General features: G+C 67.7%; 20 protein-coding genes and 1 tRNA gene. 16 read left to right on the top strand and 5 right to left on the bottom strand.

The annotated features are described in order from the left end of the window. The 3 genes from B3D50_RS11755 to B3D50_RS11745 all read right to left on the bottom strand — a co-directional run. The coding region (locus tag B3D50_RS11755) for a DUF6468 domain-containing protein (RefSeq protein ID WP_286951359.1) at positions 1-551 on the bottom strand (551 nt) is incomplete at its 3' end. 1 nt (position 552) lies between these two features. After that, a complete protein-coding gene (gene fliM, locus B3D50_RS11750) occupies positions 553-1,635 on the bottom strand; it encodes a flagellar motor switch protein FliM (RefSeq protein WP_286951357.1) in 1,083 nt (360 codons plus the stop codon). A gap of 2 nt (positions 1,636-1,637) precedes the next feature. Further along, entirely contained in the window at positions 1,638-2,300 is a 663-nt protein-coding gene (locus B3D50_RS11745; RefSeq protein ID WP_286951356.1) for a flagellar basal body-associated FliL family protein, read from the bottom strand. A 179-nt stretch (positions 2,301-2,479) separates the two neighbouring features. Between B3D50_RS11745 and flgF the strand changes: the two genes are divergently transcribed. From flgF to B3D50_RS11700, 9 genes are all read left to right on the top strand, one after another. Further along, positions 2,480-3,217, top strand: a complete 738-nt coding sequence (gene flgF, locus B3D50_RS11740; RefSeq protein ID WP_286951355.1) for a flagellar basal-body rod protein FlgF — start codon at positions 2,480-2,482, stop codon at positions 3,215-3,217. Positions 3,218-3,231: 14 nt separating this feature from the next. Further along, complete coding sequence (gene flgG / locus B3D50_RS11735) at positions 3,232-4,020, top strand: flagellar basal-body rod protein FlgG (RefSeq protein WP_003163665.1); 789 nt, start codon at positions 3,232-3,234, stop codon at positions 4,018-4,020. Between the two features lie 16 nt (positions 4,021-4,036). Continuing rightward, on the top strand, positions 4,037-4,825 hold the full coding sequence (flgA, locus tag B3D50_RS11730) for a flagellar basal body P-ring formation chaperone FlgA (RefSeq protein ID WP_286951354.1): 789 nt from the start codon (positions 4,037-4,039) through the stop codon (positions 4,823-4,825). An 11-nt stretch (positions 4,826-4,836) separates the two neighbouring features. After that, complete coding sequence (gene flgH, locus B3D50_RS11725) at positions 4,837-5,562, top strand: flagellar basal body L-ring protein FlgH (RefSeq protein ID WP_286951361.1); 726 nt, start codon at positions 4,837-4,839, stop codon at positions 5,560-5,562. 124 nt (positions 5,563-5,686) lie between these two features. Then, positions 5,687-6,163, top strand: a complete 477-nt coding sequence (locus B3D50_RS11720) for a hypothetical protein (protein ID WP_269300018.1) — start codon at positions 5,687-5,689, stop codon at positions 6,161-6,163. Positions 6,164-6,199: 36 nt separating this feature from the next. Further along, a complete protein-coding gene (locus B3D50_RS11715; protein WP_286951352.1) occupies positions 6,200-6,703 on the top strand; it encodes a hypothetical protein in 504 nt (167 codons plus the stop codon). An 8-nt stretch (positions 6,704-6,711) separates the two neighbouring features. Further along, positions 6,712-7,227, top strand: a complete 516-nt coding sequence (locus B3D50_RS11710) for a hypothetical protein (RefSeq protein WP_286951350.1) — start codon at positions 6,712-6,714, stop codon at positions 7,225-7,227. Positions 7,228-7,290: 63 nt separating this feature from the next. Beyond that, the gene (locus B3D50_RS11705; RefSeq protein ID WP_286951349.1) at positions 7,291-9,084 is read left to right on the top strand and encodes a DUF885 domain-containing protein; all 1,794 of its coding nucleotides are present in this window, start codon (positions 7,291-7,293) and stop codon (positions 9,082-9,084) included. Positions 9,085-9,101: 17 nt separating this feature from the next. Next, positions 9,102-9,470, top strand: coding sequence for a hypothetical protein (locus tag B3D50_RS11700; RefSeq protein ID WP_286951348.1), 369 nt, complete (start codon positions 9,102-9,104; stop codon positions 9,468-9,470). Here B3D50_RS11700 and B3D50_RS11695 read toward each other — a convergent pair. Then, positions 9,467-9,808 carry an MmcQ/YjbR family DNA-binding protein gene (locus B3D50_RS11695; protein ID WP_269300012.1) on the bottom strand — a complete coding sequence of 114 codons (342 nt, stop codon included), beginning with the start codon at positions 9,806-9,808 and terminating at the stop codon, positions 9,467-9,469. The genes B3D50_RS11700 and B3D50_RS11695 overlap by 4 nt on opposite strands. 1 nt (position 9,809) lies before the next feature. Beyond that, complete coding sequence (gene msrA, locus B3D50_RS11690) at positions 9,810-10,460, bottom strand: peptide-methionine (S)-S-oxide reductase MsrA (RefSeq protein WP_286951347.1); 651 nt, start codon at positions 10,458-10,460, stop codon at positions 9,810-9,812. A gap of 145 nt (positions 10,461-10,605) precedes the next feature. Here msrA and B3D50_RS11685 point away from each other — a divergent pair. From B3D50_RS11685 to B3D50_RS11655, 7 genes are all read left to right on the top strand, one after another. Next, a tRNA-Ser gene (locus B3D50_RS11685) sits at positions 10,606-10,695 on the top strand. Positions 10,696-10,882: 187 nt separating this feature from the next. Then, positions 10,883-12,070, top strand: a complete 1,188-nt coding sequence (locus B3D50_RS11680; RefSeq protein ID WP_286951346.1) for a tyrosine-type recombinase/integrase — start codon at positions 10,883-10,885, stop codon at positions 12,068-12,070. Between the two features lie 8 nt (positions 12,071-12,078). Next, positions 12,079-12,240: a hypothetical protein gene (locus B3D50_RS11675; protein WP_286951345.1), complete on the top strand. Its 162-nt coding sequence runs from the start codon at positions 12,079-12,081 to the stop codon at positions 12,238-12,240. Further along, complete coding sequence (locus tag B3D50_RS11670; protein ID WP_286951344.1) at positions 12,237-12,416, top strand: hypothetical protein; 180 nt, start codon at positions 12,237-12,239, stop codon at positions 12,414-12,416. The genes B3D50_RS11675 and B3D50_RS11670 overlap by 4 nt, the downstream gene beginning before the upstream one ends. 3 nt (positions 12,417-12,419) lie before the next feature. Next, on the top strand, positions 12,420-12,953 hold the full coding sequence (locus tag B3D50_RS11665) for a hypothetical protein (protein WP_286951343.1): 534 nt from the start codon (positions 12,420-12,422) through the stop codon (positions 12,951-12,953). A gap of 355 nt (positions 12,954-13,308) precedes the next feature. Next, entirely contained in the window at positions 13,309-13,545 is a 237-nt protein-coding gene (locus B3D50_RS11660; RefSeq protein ID WP_046652485.1) for a DUF5961 family protein, read from the top strand. 70 nt (positions 13,546-13,615) lie between these two features. Continuing rightward, positions 13,616-14,306, top strand: a 691-nt coding sequence (locus tag B3D50_RS11655; RefSeq protein WP_286951342.1) for a Ku protein, incomplete at its 3' end; no start/stop codon positions are given.

Here is a 14,306-nt window from a genome sequence, read left to right as displayed (position 1 = left end):
TGGTTAGCGGCCAGGGCCTGCATCACCGGCGAGGCGCGCTCGGGGACAGGCGCGGGCTTCGGCGACGGCGCCTTCATGACCGCGCGGGCGCCCTCGATGCGCTCCATCAGCGAGGCCATCCGGCGCGCGCGCGCCTCGTCGTCCAGCAAGGGGGCGACCGACGAGGTGCGGACGGTCTCGCGCTCGACCTCCATCATCGGCTCCATGTCGGCCAGGGCCTTGGCGGCGGCGCGACGCTCGTCCTCGCGCGTCTCGATGCGGCTCTCGGCCGGGCGGGCAGGCGCGCGGGCGATCAGCACCTCCAGCTCCTGCTTAACCGCGCGTGCCTTGATGATGCGGTCGTGCAGCAGGTCCGTCTCCTGCCCCGAGGCGCGCAGGGTGGCCAGCGCCTGTTCGGCGCGCCCGGCGGCGCTGTTCAGCTCGGTCACGGCGGCGGCGAAGGCCAACTGCCCCTCGCGCAGGGTCTTGAGCTTGCGCTCCAGCTTGATGCCATAGCCGATGGCCGCGACCAGCAGCAGCATGAGGATGGAGTCGAGGATGATGCCGGTCATGTCAGCTGTTCTCCCTGGCGAGGCGGGCAGCGGCGTCGGTGCTGATGGGGCCTTCGACGCGGACGGCGATGTGCTGGCCCTTGCGGCCCATGCGGCCGGTGGTCAGCGGAATGGAGCCCGCCCGCACCGACACTTCGGACTCAGGCGTCACGTTCAGCATCAGGGTGTCGCCGACCTTCAGATCAAGCACCCTGGACAGGGGCATCTGCTGCTCGTCCAGGACGCAGCGCACCTCGGTTTCCGTGGTCCAGAGTTCGGTGGCCAGGTGGCCTTCCCAGATGTTGTCACGGCCGAACTTCTCGCCCATGAACTGCTGCAGCAGCATCTTGCGGATCGGCTCCAGCGTCGAATAGGGCAGCAGCAGCTCGACCCGGCCGCCGCGATCTTCCATGTCGATCCGCAGCTTGACCAGGATGGCGGCGTTGGCCGGGCGCGCGATGGCAGCGAAACGAGGGTTGGTCTCCAGCCGGTCCAGGTTGAAGTGGACGGGGGTCAGCGGCTCGAACGCCTGGCGCGCGTCGTTCAGGATGACCTCGACCATGCGCTGCACCAGCACCCGTTCGATGGTGGTGTAGGGCCGCCCTTCGATCCGCAGGGCCGCCGTGCCGCGACGCCCGCCCAGCAGCACGTCGACGATCGAATAGATCAGGTTGGAATCGACCGTCAGCAGGCCGTAGTTATCCAGCTCCTCGGCCCGGAACACCGCCAGAATGGCCGGCAGGGGGATGGAGTTCAGATAGTCGCCGAAACGGATCGAGCTGATGGTGTCGAGGCTGACCTCGACGTTGTCGGAGGTGAAGTTGCGCAAGGACGTCGTCATCAACCGCACCAGGCGGTCGAAGACGATCTCGAGCATCGGCAGGCGCTCATAGGAGACCAGGGCCGAGTTGATGATGGCGCGGATGCCGCTGCGTTCGGAATCGTCCCCGCCGCCCATGTCGAAGCCCAGCAGGCTGTCGATCTCGTCCTGGTTCAGCACCCGTTCGGACAGGCCCGCGCCCAGGTCAGCGCCCAGGTCGCCGGCCAGCCCGGCGTCGCCGCCGAAGGGGTCCAGTTCCGTCTCGGGGGCCAGGGCGTCGGTCATGACTACTGGACCAGCATTTCTTCGATCAGCACGGCGTCCACCTTGCCCGGCGCGGCGATCAGATTGACCCGGCGCAGGATCTCGGCGCGCAGCTGATACGACCCGGCCGACCCGGCCAGATCCTCGGGGCGCAGTTCGCGCAGGAAGCCCTGGAACATGTCCTGCATGCGCGGCGCCTCAGCCTGAAGATGCGAGGCGACGGCGGCGTCCTTCATCTCCAGCGTCAGGCGCAGCTTCAGATAGGTCGGGCGTCCGTCGGCCGACTGAATGTTCACGATCATGTCCGGCAGGGTGTAGAAGGTCACGCCGTCGGGACCGGCAGCGATCTTGCCCGCGCCCTCGGCCGCCTCGCCTTCCTTGGCGCCGCCCCCGTGGCCGCCGCCTTCCTTCTTCTCTTTCTTCTCTTCCTTGGCCGGAGCGGCATGATCGCCCGCCGCCTCGGCGGATTTGGGCTTCATCATCAGGAAGGCCGTCGCGCCGCCGCCGCCCAGCACCACCAGGGCCGCCGGAATGATGATGAACAGCAGCGGGATCTTCTTCTTGGCGGGCGCGGCTTCGCCGTCCTCGCCCTCGGCGCCGGGCGCGCCGTCGCTCACGGCGGGCAGGTTCGCGTCGTCGCCGGTCGGCGCTTCGCTCTTCTTCTTGCCCAGCTTCAGTTTCAGCATGCGTAAGCCGCCCCGATCCTCACATGCCGGGTGTGGCCCTGTTTTGGTTAACGAGGCGTTTACGATCGGCAAATCCTGCCGGGCGCCGCAGGAGCGAAAACCGCTCAAATCCCCATTCCACGGGCGTTAACCCTGTTGGCACGGTCGTTGCGACGGGAAACGGCGAAAGGAGCCCGCTCGTGGAAAACGCCGCCTATATCGGACTGTCGCGCCAGATGACGCTTCGCCGCGAGCTGGACATCGTGGCCAACAACATCGCCAACGCCGACACCACCGGCTTCAAGGTCGAACAGCTGATGGTCGGGACCGAAGTGGGCCAGCGCGCCCGCAACGACAATATCCGCCCCTCGGCCAGCTTCGTGCTGGACAAGGGCGTGGGCCGCGATTTCGGCCAGGGAACGCTGAAGCAGACCGGCCGCGAGCTGGACTTCGGCATCGAGGGCGAAGGCGCCTTCTTCACCGTGCAGACGCCGAGCGGTCCCGCCTATACCCGCGACGGCGCCTTCGTGACCGATCCCGAAGGGCGGCTGACGACCAAGCAGGGCCTGCCGGTCCTGGCCGACGGCGCCGAGATCGTTCTGGACCCGCAGCGCGGCCCCGCCAGCGTCGGCGCCGACGGCACGATCAGCCAGGAAGGCCAGCCCGTCGGCCGCCTGACCGTGGTGCGCTTCGACGCCCTGTCGGTGCTGCAGAAGTCCGGCGACGGCCTGTACCGCAACGCCTCCAACGCCCAGCCGATGGACGCGACCGACGCCCAGGTCCGCCAGGGGATGCTGGAAGGGTCGAACGTCAACACCCTCGTGGAAATCACCAACCTCATCGAGATCAGCCGCGCCTATGAGCGCGTGACCAAGATGATCGAAAACGCCAACGACCTGTCACGCCGCTCCGTCGAGCGGCTGGGCCGGGTTTCGTAAGGGAGAGCTGAGACATGCGCGCGCTTCGCACCGCCGCCACCGGCATGGCCGCCCAGCAGCTGAACGTGGAGGTCATCTCCAACAACATCGCCAACATGAACACGGTCGGCTTCAAGCGTCAGCGGGCCGAGTTCCAGGATCTGCTGTACCAGAACGTCGAGCGCATGGGGGCCCAGTCCTCTTCGCAGGGCACCGTGGTGCCGACCGGCATCCAGATCGGCTCGGGCGTCAAGGCGGGCAGCGTCTATCGCATCACCGAACAGGGCAGCCCCAACCGCACCGGCAACACCTACGACATCGCCATCCAGGGCAAGGGCTACTTCCAGATCACCCTGCCCTCGGGCGAACTGGCCTATACCCGCGCGGGCAACTTCACCGTCAACGGCGAAGGCCAGCTGGTGACGGACGACGGCTATGCGGTCGAGCCGGCCATCGCCATTCCGCAGGACGCCCTGGACGTCTCTATCTCCAAGTCGGGTCAGGTCCAGGTCACCACCGCCGGCCAGACCGAGCCGCAGGTCGTGGGCCAGCTGGAACTGGCCACCTTCTTCAACGAGGCGGGTCTAGAAGCCATCGGCGACAACCTGCTGCTGGAGACGGCGGCGTCCGGCCCGGCCACGGTCGGGGCGCCCGGCGAGGTCGGCTACGGCAATCTGCTGCAACACTACACTGAGGCGTCGAACGTCGACGCGGTCAGCGAGATCACCGCCCTGATCGTGGCCCAGCGCGCCTATGAGATGAACTCCAAGGTCATCACCACCGCCGACGAGATGCTGTCCGTCTCGGCCCAGGTGAAGAGCTGAAGGGAAGGTCTGAGCCATGAAGCGCGCCCTGATCCTCGCCGCCGCCATCGCCGCATTCGCCGCACCCGCCTTGGCCGGGCCGGTCAATCTGCTGTCCGATCCGGTCGACGACGACGGCCGCATCACCCTGGGCGAGCTGTTCGACGACGCGGGCGCCGCCTCGAACGTCGTGGTAGGCCGCCGCGCCGGAGCCACCGCCGTGCTGGAGGCCTCTCAGGTCCAGATCGCCGCGCGCCGCGCCGGGCTGGAGTGGAGCAATCCGACCGGCCTGCGCCGCATCGTGGTGCGCGAAGGCGGCGCCCTTTCTGCCGGCGCCCTGCCAGCCGAAGCCTCGGCCCGCCCCGCCGCCGCCAGCGTCAGCGCCCGCGCAGGGACCAGCGTCGAGGTTCTGACCTACGCCCGCAGCCTGGCCGCCGGCGACGTGATCCAGCCCGAGGACGTGGTCTGGGCCTCGGTCCAGTCGCACCTGGCCCCCGCAGGCGGCCCCCAGGACGCCGAGGCGGTGATCGGCCTGCAGGCCAAGCGCGCCCTGCGCGCCGGATCGCCCGTCGGCCCGCGCGACCTGGCCTCGCCCCAGGTCATCGCCCGCAACGACATGGTCGAGGTCGCCTATATCAGCGACGGGGTCGAGCTGACCGTCACCGGCAAGGCCACCCGCAACGCCTCGGCGGGCGAGGCCGTGCCGATCCTGAACGTCCAGTCCAACCGCACCATCGACGCCGTGGCCGTGGCCCCCGGCCGGGCCGTCGCCGGTCCCGCCGCCCAGATCGCCCGCCGCAACCCGCAACAGTTCGCCGCCCGTTGAGCGAGAGTTCCATCATGCGCCCCATCACCGTCGCCGCCCTGTCCTTATCCGCCCTGAGCCTGGCCGCCTGCTCCACCGCCATCGAGGCGGTGAAGGGGCCGGAACTGGCGCCCATCGGCTATCCCGCTGCCCTGGTCCCGGTCGAGCAGGCCTATCTGCCCGAGCCGACCTCGGCCAGCGCCAACAGCCTGTGGCGCACCGGCGCGCGCAGCTTCTTCGGCGACCAGCGGGCGCGCCGCGTCGGCGACATCCTGACCGTCGCCATCGACATCAACGACCGCGCCCAGACCCAGAACACGACCCAGCGCAACCGCACCAACAGCGCCTCGGGCGGCGTCACCAACTTCTTCGGCCTGGAGAACAGCCTGGGCCGCGCCTTCCCCGGCGGCTTCGATCCGGCGAACATGATCGGCACGGAGGGGGCGGTGAACGCCAACGGCTCGGGCATCGTCAACCGCTCGGAACGGGTTAACCTGACGGTCGCCGCCGTCGTCACCGCCGTCATGCCCAACGGCAACCTGGTCATCCAAGGTCGGCAAGAAGTGCGCACCAACCGCGAGGTGCGCGAGCTGACCGTGGCCGGCATCGTCCGCCCCGAGGACATCTCCAGCGCCAACACCATCCGCCACAGCCAGATCGCCGAGGCGCGCATCAGCTACGGCGGGCGCGGCGACATCAGCCGGATGCAGGCGACGCCCGCCGCCCAGTCCCTGGTCGAACGCTTCAGCCCCTTCTGACCCGCGTTCACCGAAACGTGTGATTCCGGCCGCACCGCATCACTGAATCGCGCGCGATCCAGCGGAGCCGTGAACCGTTAACAAGCGACCCGCGTTTGATCTGTCGAACGCGAGTGGACTTGTCATGCGTAAAACCGTCTTTCCCATCCTGGCCGCCGTGGGCCTGGCCGCCGTCGCGGCCCATGCGGCGACCTATTCTCCGTCCTCGCCCCGCAGCGGCGGCGAGGCCGTTCCCGGCTGGCATATGCTGCACGAGGGGGCGATGGCCAAACTGGCCTATGGCCTGCCGGATTCGGACCAACTGGCTCTGATGCTGACCTGCGCGCCGGGCGACGGCGCCGCCGTGGTCTACGGCGACGTCCAGCCGCGCAGTACGGGCCTGATCCTGGCCTCGCACGAACCTCAGCCCATCGACCCGCTGTCGAACGGCGAGGCCTTCGAGACGCGTCTGCCGCTCGGCGACGCGGCCCTGACCGGCCTGGCGCGCGGCGGCCGCATGACGGTCCAGACCGAGGCCGGGGACCGCCAACTGACCGCCACCCGCGCCGAGCGGCGAATGGTCCAGGGCTTTCTTAGCTATTGCGCTTCGGGACATGCCTGACCACAGTCCCCCGTCTTCCTCAGCGGGGGCTGAAACATGACCTCAATGCTCGGCCTGGTTCAGGCCACGTTGCTCTCATTGGCCGTGCAGACGGCCCCTCAGACCGGAGCGTACACGCCCGCAGAGCGGCCCCAGGCCGCATCGCCCGCCCGGTCCGCCCGCGCGTCCGAGGGCTGGACCTGGACCCTCTATAGCGGCGACGGTCCCCTGGTCCTGGCCAATGAGATTCCCGACACGCCGCGCCTGCGCACCACCCTGGAATGCGCGCCCGGCTCCAGCATCGTCCGCCTGGCTTTCCATGACGCGCCCGGCGCCGACGGCTTCGCCGTCATCCGCTCCGGCAGCGCCTCGGCCGAGGTCGAGGCCCGCGCGCGACGCGGACGGCTGGAGGCGACGCTGCGCGCCGACCATCCCGTCTTCGCCGCCTTCCTAGCCTCCGGGCGACTGACCCTCGCCCTTGGCGACCAGACGACCGCCATCGAGATCGATCGGGCGAATCTGTCCAAGCTGCGCCGCTTCGCTGAACTGTGCACCGGATAAGGACAAGGATGCGCCCTGCCCGCTGGCTGACCGCCGCCGCCTTCATCACCATGAGCGCAGCTTTGACCGCTGCTCTGGGCGCCTGCGCCCCCAGCATCGCCCCGCTGAACATGACCGGCGCGCCCTTGCCCGTCGCCGGCTACGACTGGTTCTTGAACGAAGACCCGGACGAGCCGCGCCTGTCCTATGGCCTGGCCCAGTCCGACGACGTTCCGCTCAGCCTCATGTGCGCGCCCGGCTCCGGCAAGATCGGCCTGTCCCTGGCCGCCGATCAGGCGCCGAACCGTCGCGCCATCACCCTGGAATCAGGCGGCGACACCGAGACCTTTCCCGCACGCGTCGAAGCGGCCGACATGCACGACGGCGTCCACCTGGTCGCCACGGCGCCCGCCTCCCACCCCGTCTTCCTCCAATTTCGCCGCGTCGGCTGGCTGGCGGTGTGGGACGGCGACCAGCGCGCGATGATGGCCGCCCAGCCGGGTTCGGAAGGCCGCGCGGCGCGTTTCCTGGAGTTGTGCCGCTGAAGGCTTGACCGCAGCGGCGCGGTCCGCTCCCCTCCCCGCCAGTTCTTGGGAGGGCTTTAGTTCATGCGTCATCTTCTTCTCGCCGCCGGTATCGGCCTGTCGGGCCTTGCGGGCGCCGCCGCCCTGCCGGCCCAGGCCGCCGTCGTTCAAGGCCAGTCGTCGGCCGCCGCTGCGCTGGACGCCCTGCTGGTCGATTACGAAGCCTATCTGCGCCAGGTCGACCCCATTGGTTCGGGCATGGACGGCGACCGCGCCGCCCTGTCGCGCCTGCCCGACGCCAGCCGTGCAGGCGAACTGGCCCGCCGCGCACCGCTGAACGCCCTGAAGGCGCGGCTGGACGCCATCAACCCTGCCGCGCTGGACGAAGCCCACCGCCTGAACCACGCCTTCGTCGGCTATCTGATCGGCCGCGAGTTGGAGCGGATCGAACTGGATCCGTCGCGTCTGGCCTTTGATTCCGAAGGCGGTCCCGGCCAGCTTCTGGCCTATCTGGCGCCCGCTACGCGCATCGCCACGGCCGCCGACGCCGAGGCCTGGTTGAAGCGCCTGGAAGCCGCGCCCGCCTATTACGACGCCGGGATCGCCAACACCCGGCGCGGGCTGGAGACCGGCCTGATTCAGGCCCGTTCGGTCGTCGACAGCGCCCTGGCCCAGGCCGAGCGCGACCTGACGCCGGGCGAGGCGGGCGACGTCCTGCTGCGTCCGTTCAACACCCTGCCCGCCTCCATCCCCCCCGCCCAGCAGGAGCAGTTCCGCGCCCGCGCCCGCGCCATTGTCGAGGGACCGATCACCGCTCGCCGCACCGCCTGGCGCGACCTGCTGCGCGACGAATACGCGCCCAAGGCCCCGCAGGAGCCCGGCCTGGTCCACCGCCCCGGCGGCCGCAACCTGTACGCCTTCCTGGTCCGCAGCCACACCACCACCGACCTGACGCCCGATCAGGTGCATGAGATCGGCCAGCAGGAAGTGGCCCGCATCCGCGCCCGCATGGAGACGGAGATGCGCGCCGCCGGCTGGACCGGCGACTTCGCCGGCTTCCTGACCTTCCTGCGCACCGACCCGCAATTCTACGCCCAGACGCGCGAGGAACTGCTGGAGAAGGCGTCCGAAATCGCCAAGCGCTCGGATGACCGCCTGCCGTCGCTGTTCGCCACCCTGCCGCGCCTGCCCTACGGCGTGCGTCCGGTGCCGATCGAGATGGAGGAGACCTACACCACCGGCCGCTACAACGCGGGATCGATGAAGACCGGCGTGGCCGGGGGCTACATCGTCAACACCGGCAAGCTGGACCAGCGGCCGCTGTATGAACTGCCCGCCCTGACGGTGCACGAGGCCGTGCCGGGCCACCACCTGCAGGTCGCCTTGCAGCAGGAAGCCGCCGACCAACCCTATTACCGCCGCGACGCCTCGGTCACGGCCTTCAGCGAAGGTTGGGGCCTCTATTCCGAGTTCCTGGGCGAGGAGATGGGCATCTATCGCACGCCCTATGAGCGGTTCGGCCGCCTCAGCTATGAGATGTGGCGCGCCTGCCGTCTGGTGGCCGACACCGGCCTGCACTGGCTGGGCTGGAGCGAGGAACAGGCTCGCGCCTGCTTCCGCGACAACTCGGCCCTGTCCACGCATAACATCGAGACCGAACTGCAGCGCTACATCGGCGACCCCGGTCAGGCCACCGCCTACAAGATCGGCGAGATCCGCCTGCGCGAAATCCGCCAGAAGGCCGAGCGCGAACTGGGCGACCGCTTCGACGTGCGGACCTTCCACGACGCCCTGCTGGTCGACGGCGCCCTGCCGCTGGCCCTGCTGGACGCGCGCATGGCCCGCTGGATCGCCGAACAGAAGACCAAGACCCGGTAAGAAAGCGTCCCTCCGACATGAATTTCGTCAAGCGCATCTTCGGCTCGGTGCAGCCGCGCTATCTGATCCGCGCCTATGTGCTCAGCGCCGCCTTCATGGCCTTCATGACTTGGATGATGCTGTCGCTGGACGGCGCCAAGCCCCTGCATGATCGCGCCGCCACCCTGGCCGTCTTCGGCGTCGGCGCCCTGCTGTTTCCCTTCTCGAAGCTGGTCTGGGACGAGATCAAGCGGGTGATGATGGGCGAAACCGTCTTCTTCATGAACGCCATCGTCCTGATGGTCCTGAAGGTGCTGGTGAACTTCTTCCTGTGGGGCTTCTCGATCTTCATCGCGCCCGTGGGGATTCTCTACCTGTGGTTCCGATCGCGGAACGCCGCCGCCTAAAGCCCCAGCTCGGCCCGCGCCTTCTTCGTCAGCTTGGCGGCGATCAGGGCGTGGGCCGACTTGAGGTGATCGGTCAGTTCAGCATCCGGCCAATCGCCCGGATCGGCCAGGTGCACCCACTTCGCCCGCGCCAGATAGGGGGCCGGCGCCGCCCGCCCCGCCTCGGTCAGCACCTCATAGGCGATGTCCGAAACCTTGAACGACAGCCCGCCCTCGGCGCCGACGATGGCGAACATCTTGCCCCCGACCTTATAGGCGTCATGGCCCGGCCCGAACGGGTGATCCATCGTAGCCCCCGGCAAGGCCAGGCAAGCCTCGCCCACGCCCGCGCGATCCATCCTAGGCCCCGACGCCCAGGCCGATCGGGCAGACCACGCCCGTCCCGCCGATGCCGCAATAGCCCGCCGGATTCTTGGCCAGATAGCCCTGATGGTAGTCCTCGGCGAAGTAATAGGGTCCGGCCGGTTCGATCTCGGTCGTGATCGCCCCGCGCCCCGCCGCGCTCAACGCCGCCTGATAGGCCTCGCGCGAGGCCAGCGCCTCCGCCTGCTGCACCTCGTTCAACGTGTAGATGGCTGAACGATACTGCGTGCCCTGATCGTTGCCCTGACGCATGCCCTGCGTCGGATCATGGTTCTCCCAGAAGGCTTTCAGCAGGTCGCCATATGAAATACGGGCCGGATCAAACACCACCTGCACCACCTCCGTATGGCCGGTGCGGCCCGAGCAGACCTCCTTATAGGTCGGATTGGGCGTGATCCCGCCCGCATAGCCCGCCGACGTGACCCACACGCCCGGCAACTGCCAGAACACCCGCTCCACGCCCCAGAAACAGCCCATGCCGAACACGGCCGTCTGCATCCCCGCGGGGTGCGGTCCCTTCAGCGCATGGCCCAGCACGAAGTGGGTCTCATCGGTCGACGACGCCTCGGCCCGGCCCGGCAGAGCCGTCTCAGGCGTGGGCAGTTCAGCATTCTTCTTCAACAACATGGCGCGAACTCCGCGAAAACAGCGTCTTCGCCTATATGGAGGCTTCAAGGGCGCTTGCCCATGGGGTCGTCATGCTCTAATCAGCCCCTCCCGTCGGTCCGCTCCCGACGGCTCCGCCCCGGACGCATCCGGGACCAGGTGGAATGGACAGGTGGCCGAGTGGTTGAAGGCGCACGCCTGGAACGCGTGTATAGGGGCAACTCTATCGAGGGTTCGAATCCCTCTCTGTCCGCCACATCCCAGTCCATCGGCGTCCGCAGCTATCCACACCCCCCCCGCTGAAACCCTTGCGCCACGGGCATTTTCGTCCGTTGGTGTCCGTCAGCGTCCACGGGCAGTTGCGCTCTTCGGGTAGGGAGAGAGTTAGGGAGGCGACCGCTCCCGTCGTGATGCTATGTTCTGGTTCCGTTCTCGGAGAGGATATGGCTTCCTACAACCTTCTCACCAACGTCACGCTCAAGGCGATCCGCGAGCCAGGACTGCACCTCGACGGGCGCGGTCTCTATGTGCGCGTCGATCAGGCCGGCGGACGGTTTTGGGTGCTGATCTTCAAATTCCGGGGGCGGCGCCGTGAGATGGGCCTGGGCTCACTGATCGACGTCGACCTCAAGGAGGCCCGGCACCGTGCCGATGACGCGCGACGACTCCTTCGCGACGGCATCGACCCCATCGAGACGCGGCGCGAGGAACGCGCGGCTGTAGAGCGCACGCCTTTCGCACGCGTCGCTTCGGATCTGATGGACGATCTTGAGCCGACCTGGCGGTCCGCCAAGCAGCGACCTCAATGGGAGGCATCGCTCAAACAGCACGCTCCTACGGTGTGGCGTTCATCAGTCACGGACGTGGATACCGAGATGGTTCTCCGCGACCTGCGGAAAGTCTGGACTTCGCGGCCGGAGACCGCTCGGCGCGTGCGCAATCGCATTGAACGCATTCTTGATGCAGCAACAGCCAAGGGCTTGCGAACAGGCGACAACCCCGCTCGGTGGAAGGGGCACCTCGACAAGCTGCTACCGGCGACCAAGCGCGGCGGCGGCCATCATGCGGCCATGCCCTATCAGGGCGTCCCCGCCTTCATAGAGCTACTCGGCACCCGGAAGAGCGTCTCGGCGTTTGCCATAGCCTTCCTCATCTTCACCGCGGCCCGCTCCGGCGAGGTGCGAGGGGCAGTTTGGGAAGAGATCGATGGCGACGTGTGGATTGTCCCCGCCGCCCGCATGAAGGCCGGTGCCGAACACCGCGTTCCACTTTCTGAAGCTGCGCTAAGCGTTCTTGCTCGCGTCGATCGAGGCCACCGAAGCGGCCTGATTTTCCCCGGCCTCAAGGGGCCGCTCTCCGACATGGCCATGGCAATGGCGATGCGGAAGATGGGCGTGACAGACGCCACGCCGCACGGATTCCGGTCCGCCTTCAAGGACTGGGCTGTCGACTGCACGAGCTTCGCGGACGAGATCAGCGAAGAAGCTCTCGCCCATACTGTCGGATCGGCCGTGCGCCGAGCCTATCGACGCGGACAGGCCATGGAAAAGCGCCGCGCGCTCATGGACGCCTGGAGCGACTACTGCACCGGGAAGGCCGGCACCGTCACCCCCTTCCAGAAGCGCGCATGAGGACGAACATGGAAACGAAATCCCTTGGCCCAGACGAGGCCTTCGCCCGCGATCTGGAGCAGTTGGACCGTGAGCTTGAACAGCGCAACGGCGCAGACATTCCCACCCCAACGGTCGACCTGATCGCCGGGCTGGTCGCGGGAATGCGGCTTGTGGGGCGCCCGCAATGAGCGACCGAGACAAGGAACTCGCCGCTTTGATGCTGCAGCTGACCGGTCTGGACCTGACCACGGCGGACGGCCGAGCCGGCGCCGGGTGCATCCTGCGCGAGATCGAGACGAAAGCCCCAGGGGCTTTCGCCCGGCTCCGCTCGGCCTGCACGACGCGGGGCGCGACGGCGCATTGAGCCATGTCTCAGGAAGAAGACACCCCCTTCTGGCGCGGCATCGGATCAACGCCTGACGATCATTTCCCCATCGGCCTGCACCACTTCCCCCTGATCGAGGTGCCGGATCGAGGGTCACAGCTCCAAGTCCTATGTTGCGTCTGCCGCCGTGAGGGGCGCTTCACCGGTTTGGACCTGATCAGGCAGTTTCCCGACTGGCTGACGCGCGACGCGTGCGAGTGGGCTTGCTCCCTGCGCTGCGACAACTGCGGCTCGCGCCGACTGTCGGTGTCGATGGCGAACGATCCGAACGCCGACGGCTTCCGCTCAAGTCACCGCGACACCTCAGACGTGCTGAGAATGCGCCGCCTGATCGCCTGGCTGCCCGAGGGCGGCCTGCGTCTGGACGACGTGGCCTACCTGTTGCGCGACGTCGACCACGTCCGCCTTAAAGAAGCGGGGATGCCGCAAGAAGTGGTCCGCCTGTTCAGCTACGGCGGCCATCACTGCGCGGACTATTGGCCCAGATCTCGTCTGGCGGCGAAACGCGGCGCCTGACGGGCGACTCAGCTAAACCCCACCCCATGAGCCCGAACAACTGACAGCCGCCCTAGACGCCCTGATCACCGCCGCCGGCGACAACACCGATCTCCTGCCCGGCCTCATCGAGGTCAACAGCACGGAATGGTGCGAAACGCTCTATCAAATAGAGCGCACGGCCAAGTCGCTGGACGAAGGCGTCAGGCACCGAGGCATCAAGGTCGCCATCTCCTCGTCGTTCGAAACGCGGGTGCTGACCAGATCTGAGGCGGGCGATCGGGGCGAGCCTTATCGGGATGTGACGCGAGCCGCCTGACGCCGAATCATGGAATCCTTTTCTGGCCCCCTGCGTTCAGACAGAGAGGAGCCGCGAATGATTGAACCCGAACAGCATCGCTATTTCGCCTATGCTGAAGGTCTCGGCCGGGCGCACGGCCACGTCCTGGAAGCCCGCAGTTTTGAAGCGGCAGCCGTCGGATTTACCGAACTCTACTCTCCGCCCGTCGACGCCGACGACGAGATCCGCATCTTCGTGGCGGACCTGGACGGCGGACAGGAACACTGCTTCGTCATCGACCTCAGCGACGGGCAGGCGGAGCCCTGCGACTGAGCATCAGGGAGCGAATCACCGGGCCCGGTGTTGAGTCGGCGGCGCATGCGGCGCCGCCCGGAGGTCCGACATGGCTTATCGCCCCACCTGGCAGGGACACCTGCGCCTTTCCCTCGTGACATGCCCGGTCGCGCTCTACACCGCGACCAGCTCCGGCGGCGATGTGCGGTTCAACCTTATCAACCCTGAGACCAACAACCGCATTCGCATGGTGACGACCGACCCCGACACCGGGCCGGTCGAACGGTCTTCGCTGGTCAAGGGCTACGCCGTCGCCAAGGACGAGTACATCCTGCTGACCGACGAGGAGATCAAATCGGTCAAGCTGGAGAGCACGAAGACGATCGACATCGAACGCTTCGTGCCCGAGGAGGAGATCGACCGCCTGTATTGGGACAACCCCTACTACCTAGCCCCGGCAGGGGCCCTGGCCGAAGAGGCGTTCGGGGTTATCCGCGAGGCTATGCGATCTGAGGGCAAGATCGCTCTCGGTCGTGTCGTTCTGTCAACGCGGGAACGCCTGCTGGCGCTTGAGCCGCGCGATCGCGGCATTCTGGCCTATTCCCTGCGCACACGCGACGAGGTCAGGGCGTCGCGGGAAGTGTTCGGGGCCATCACGGACCAGGCTCCCGACCCCGCCATGGTCGATATCGCCCGCCGCATCATCGAGCAAAAGGCCGGCCCGTTCGATCCTGACCAGTTCGTCGATCGTTACGAGGAAGCGCTCAAGGCGCTCATTGCAGCGAAGCAGAAGGGCCAGA

Origin of the sequence: Brevundimonas sp. UBA7507 (genome assembly GCF_002478355.1) — a bacterium.
Classification (GTDB): Bacteria; Pseudomonadota; Alphaproteobacteria; order Caulobacterales; family Caulobacteraceae; genus Brevundimonas; species Brevundimonas diminuta_D.
The sequence above is the reverse complement of the archived record's forward strand: the minus strand, read 5'-3'. Positions and strand labels throughout refer to the sequence as shown.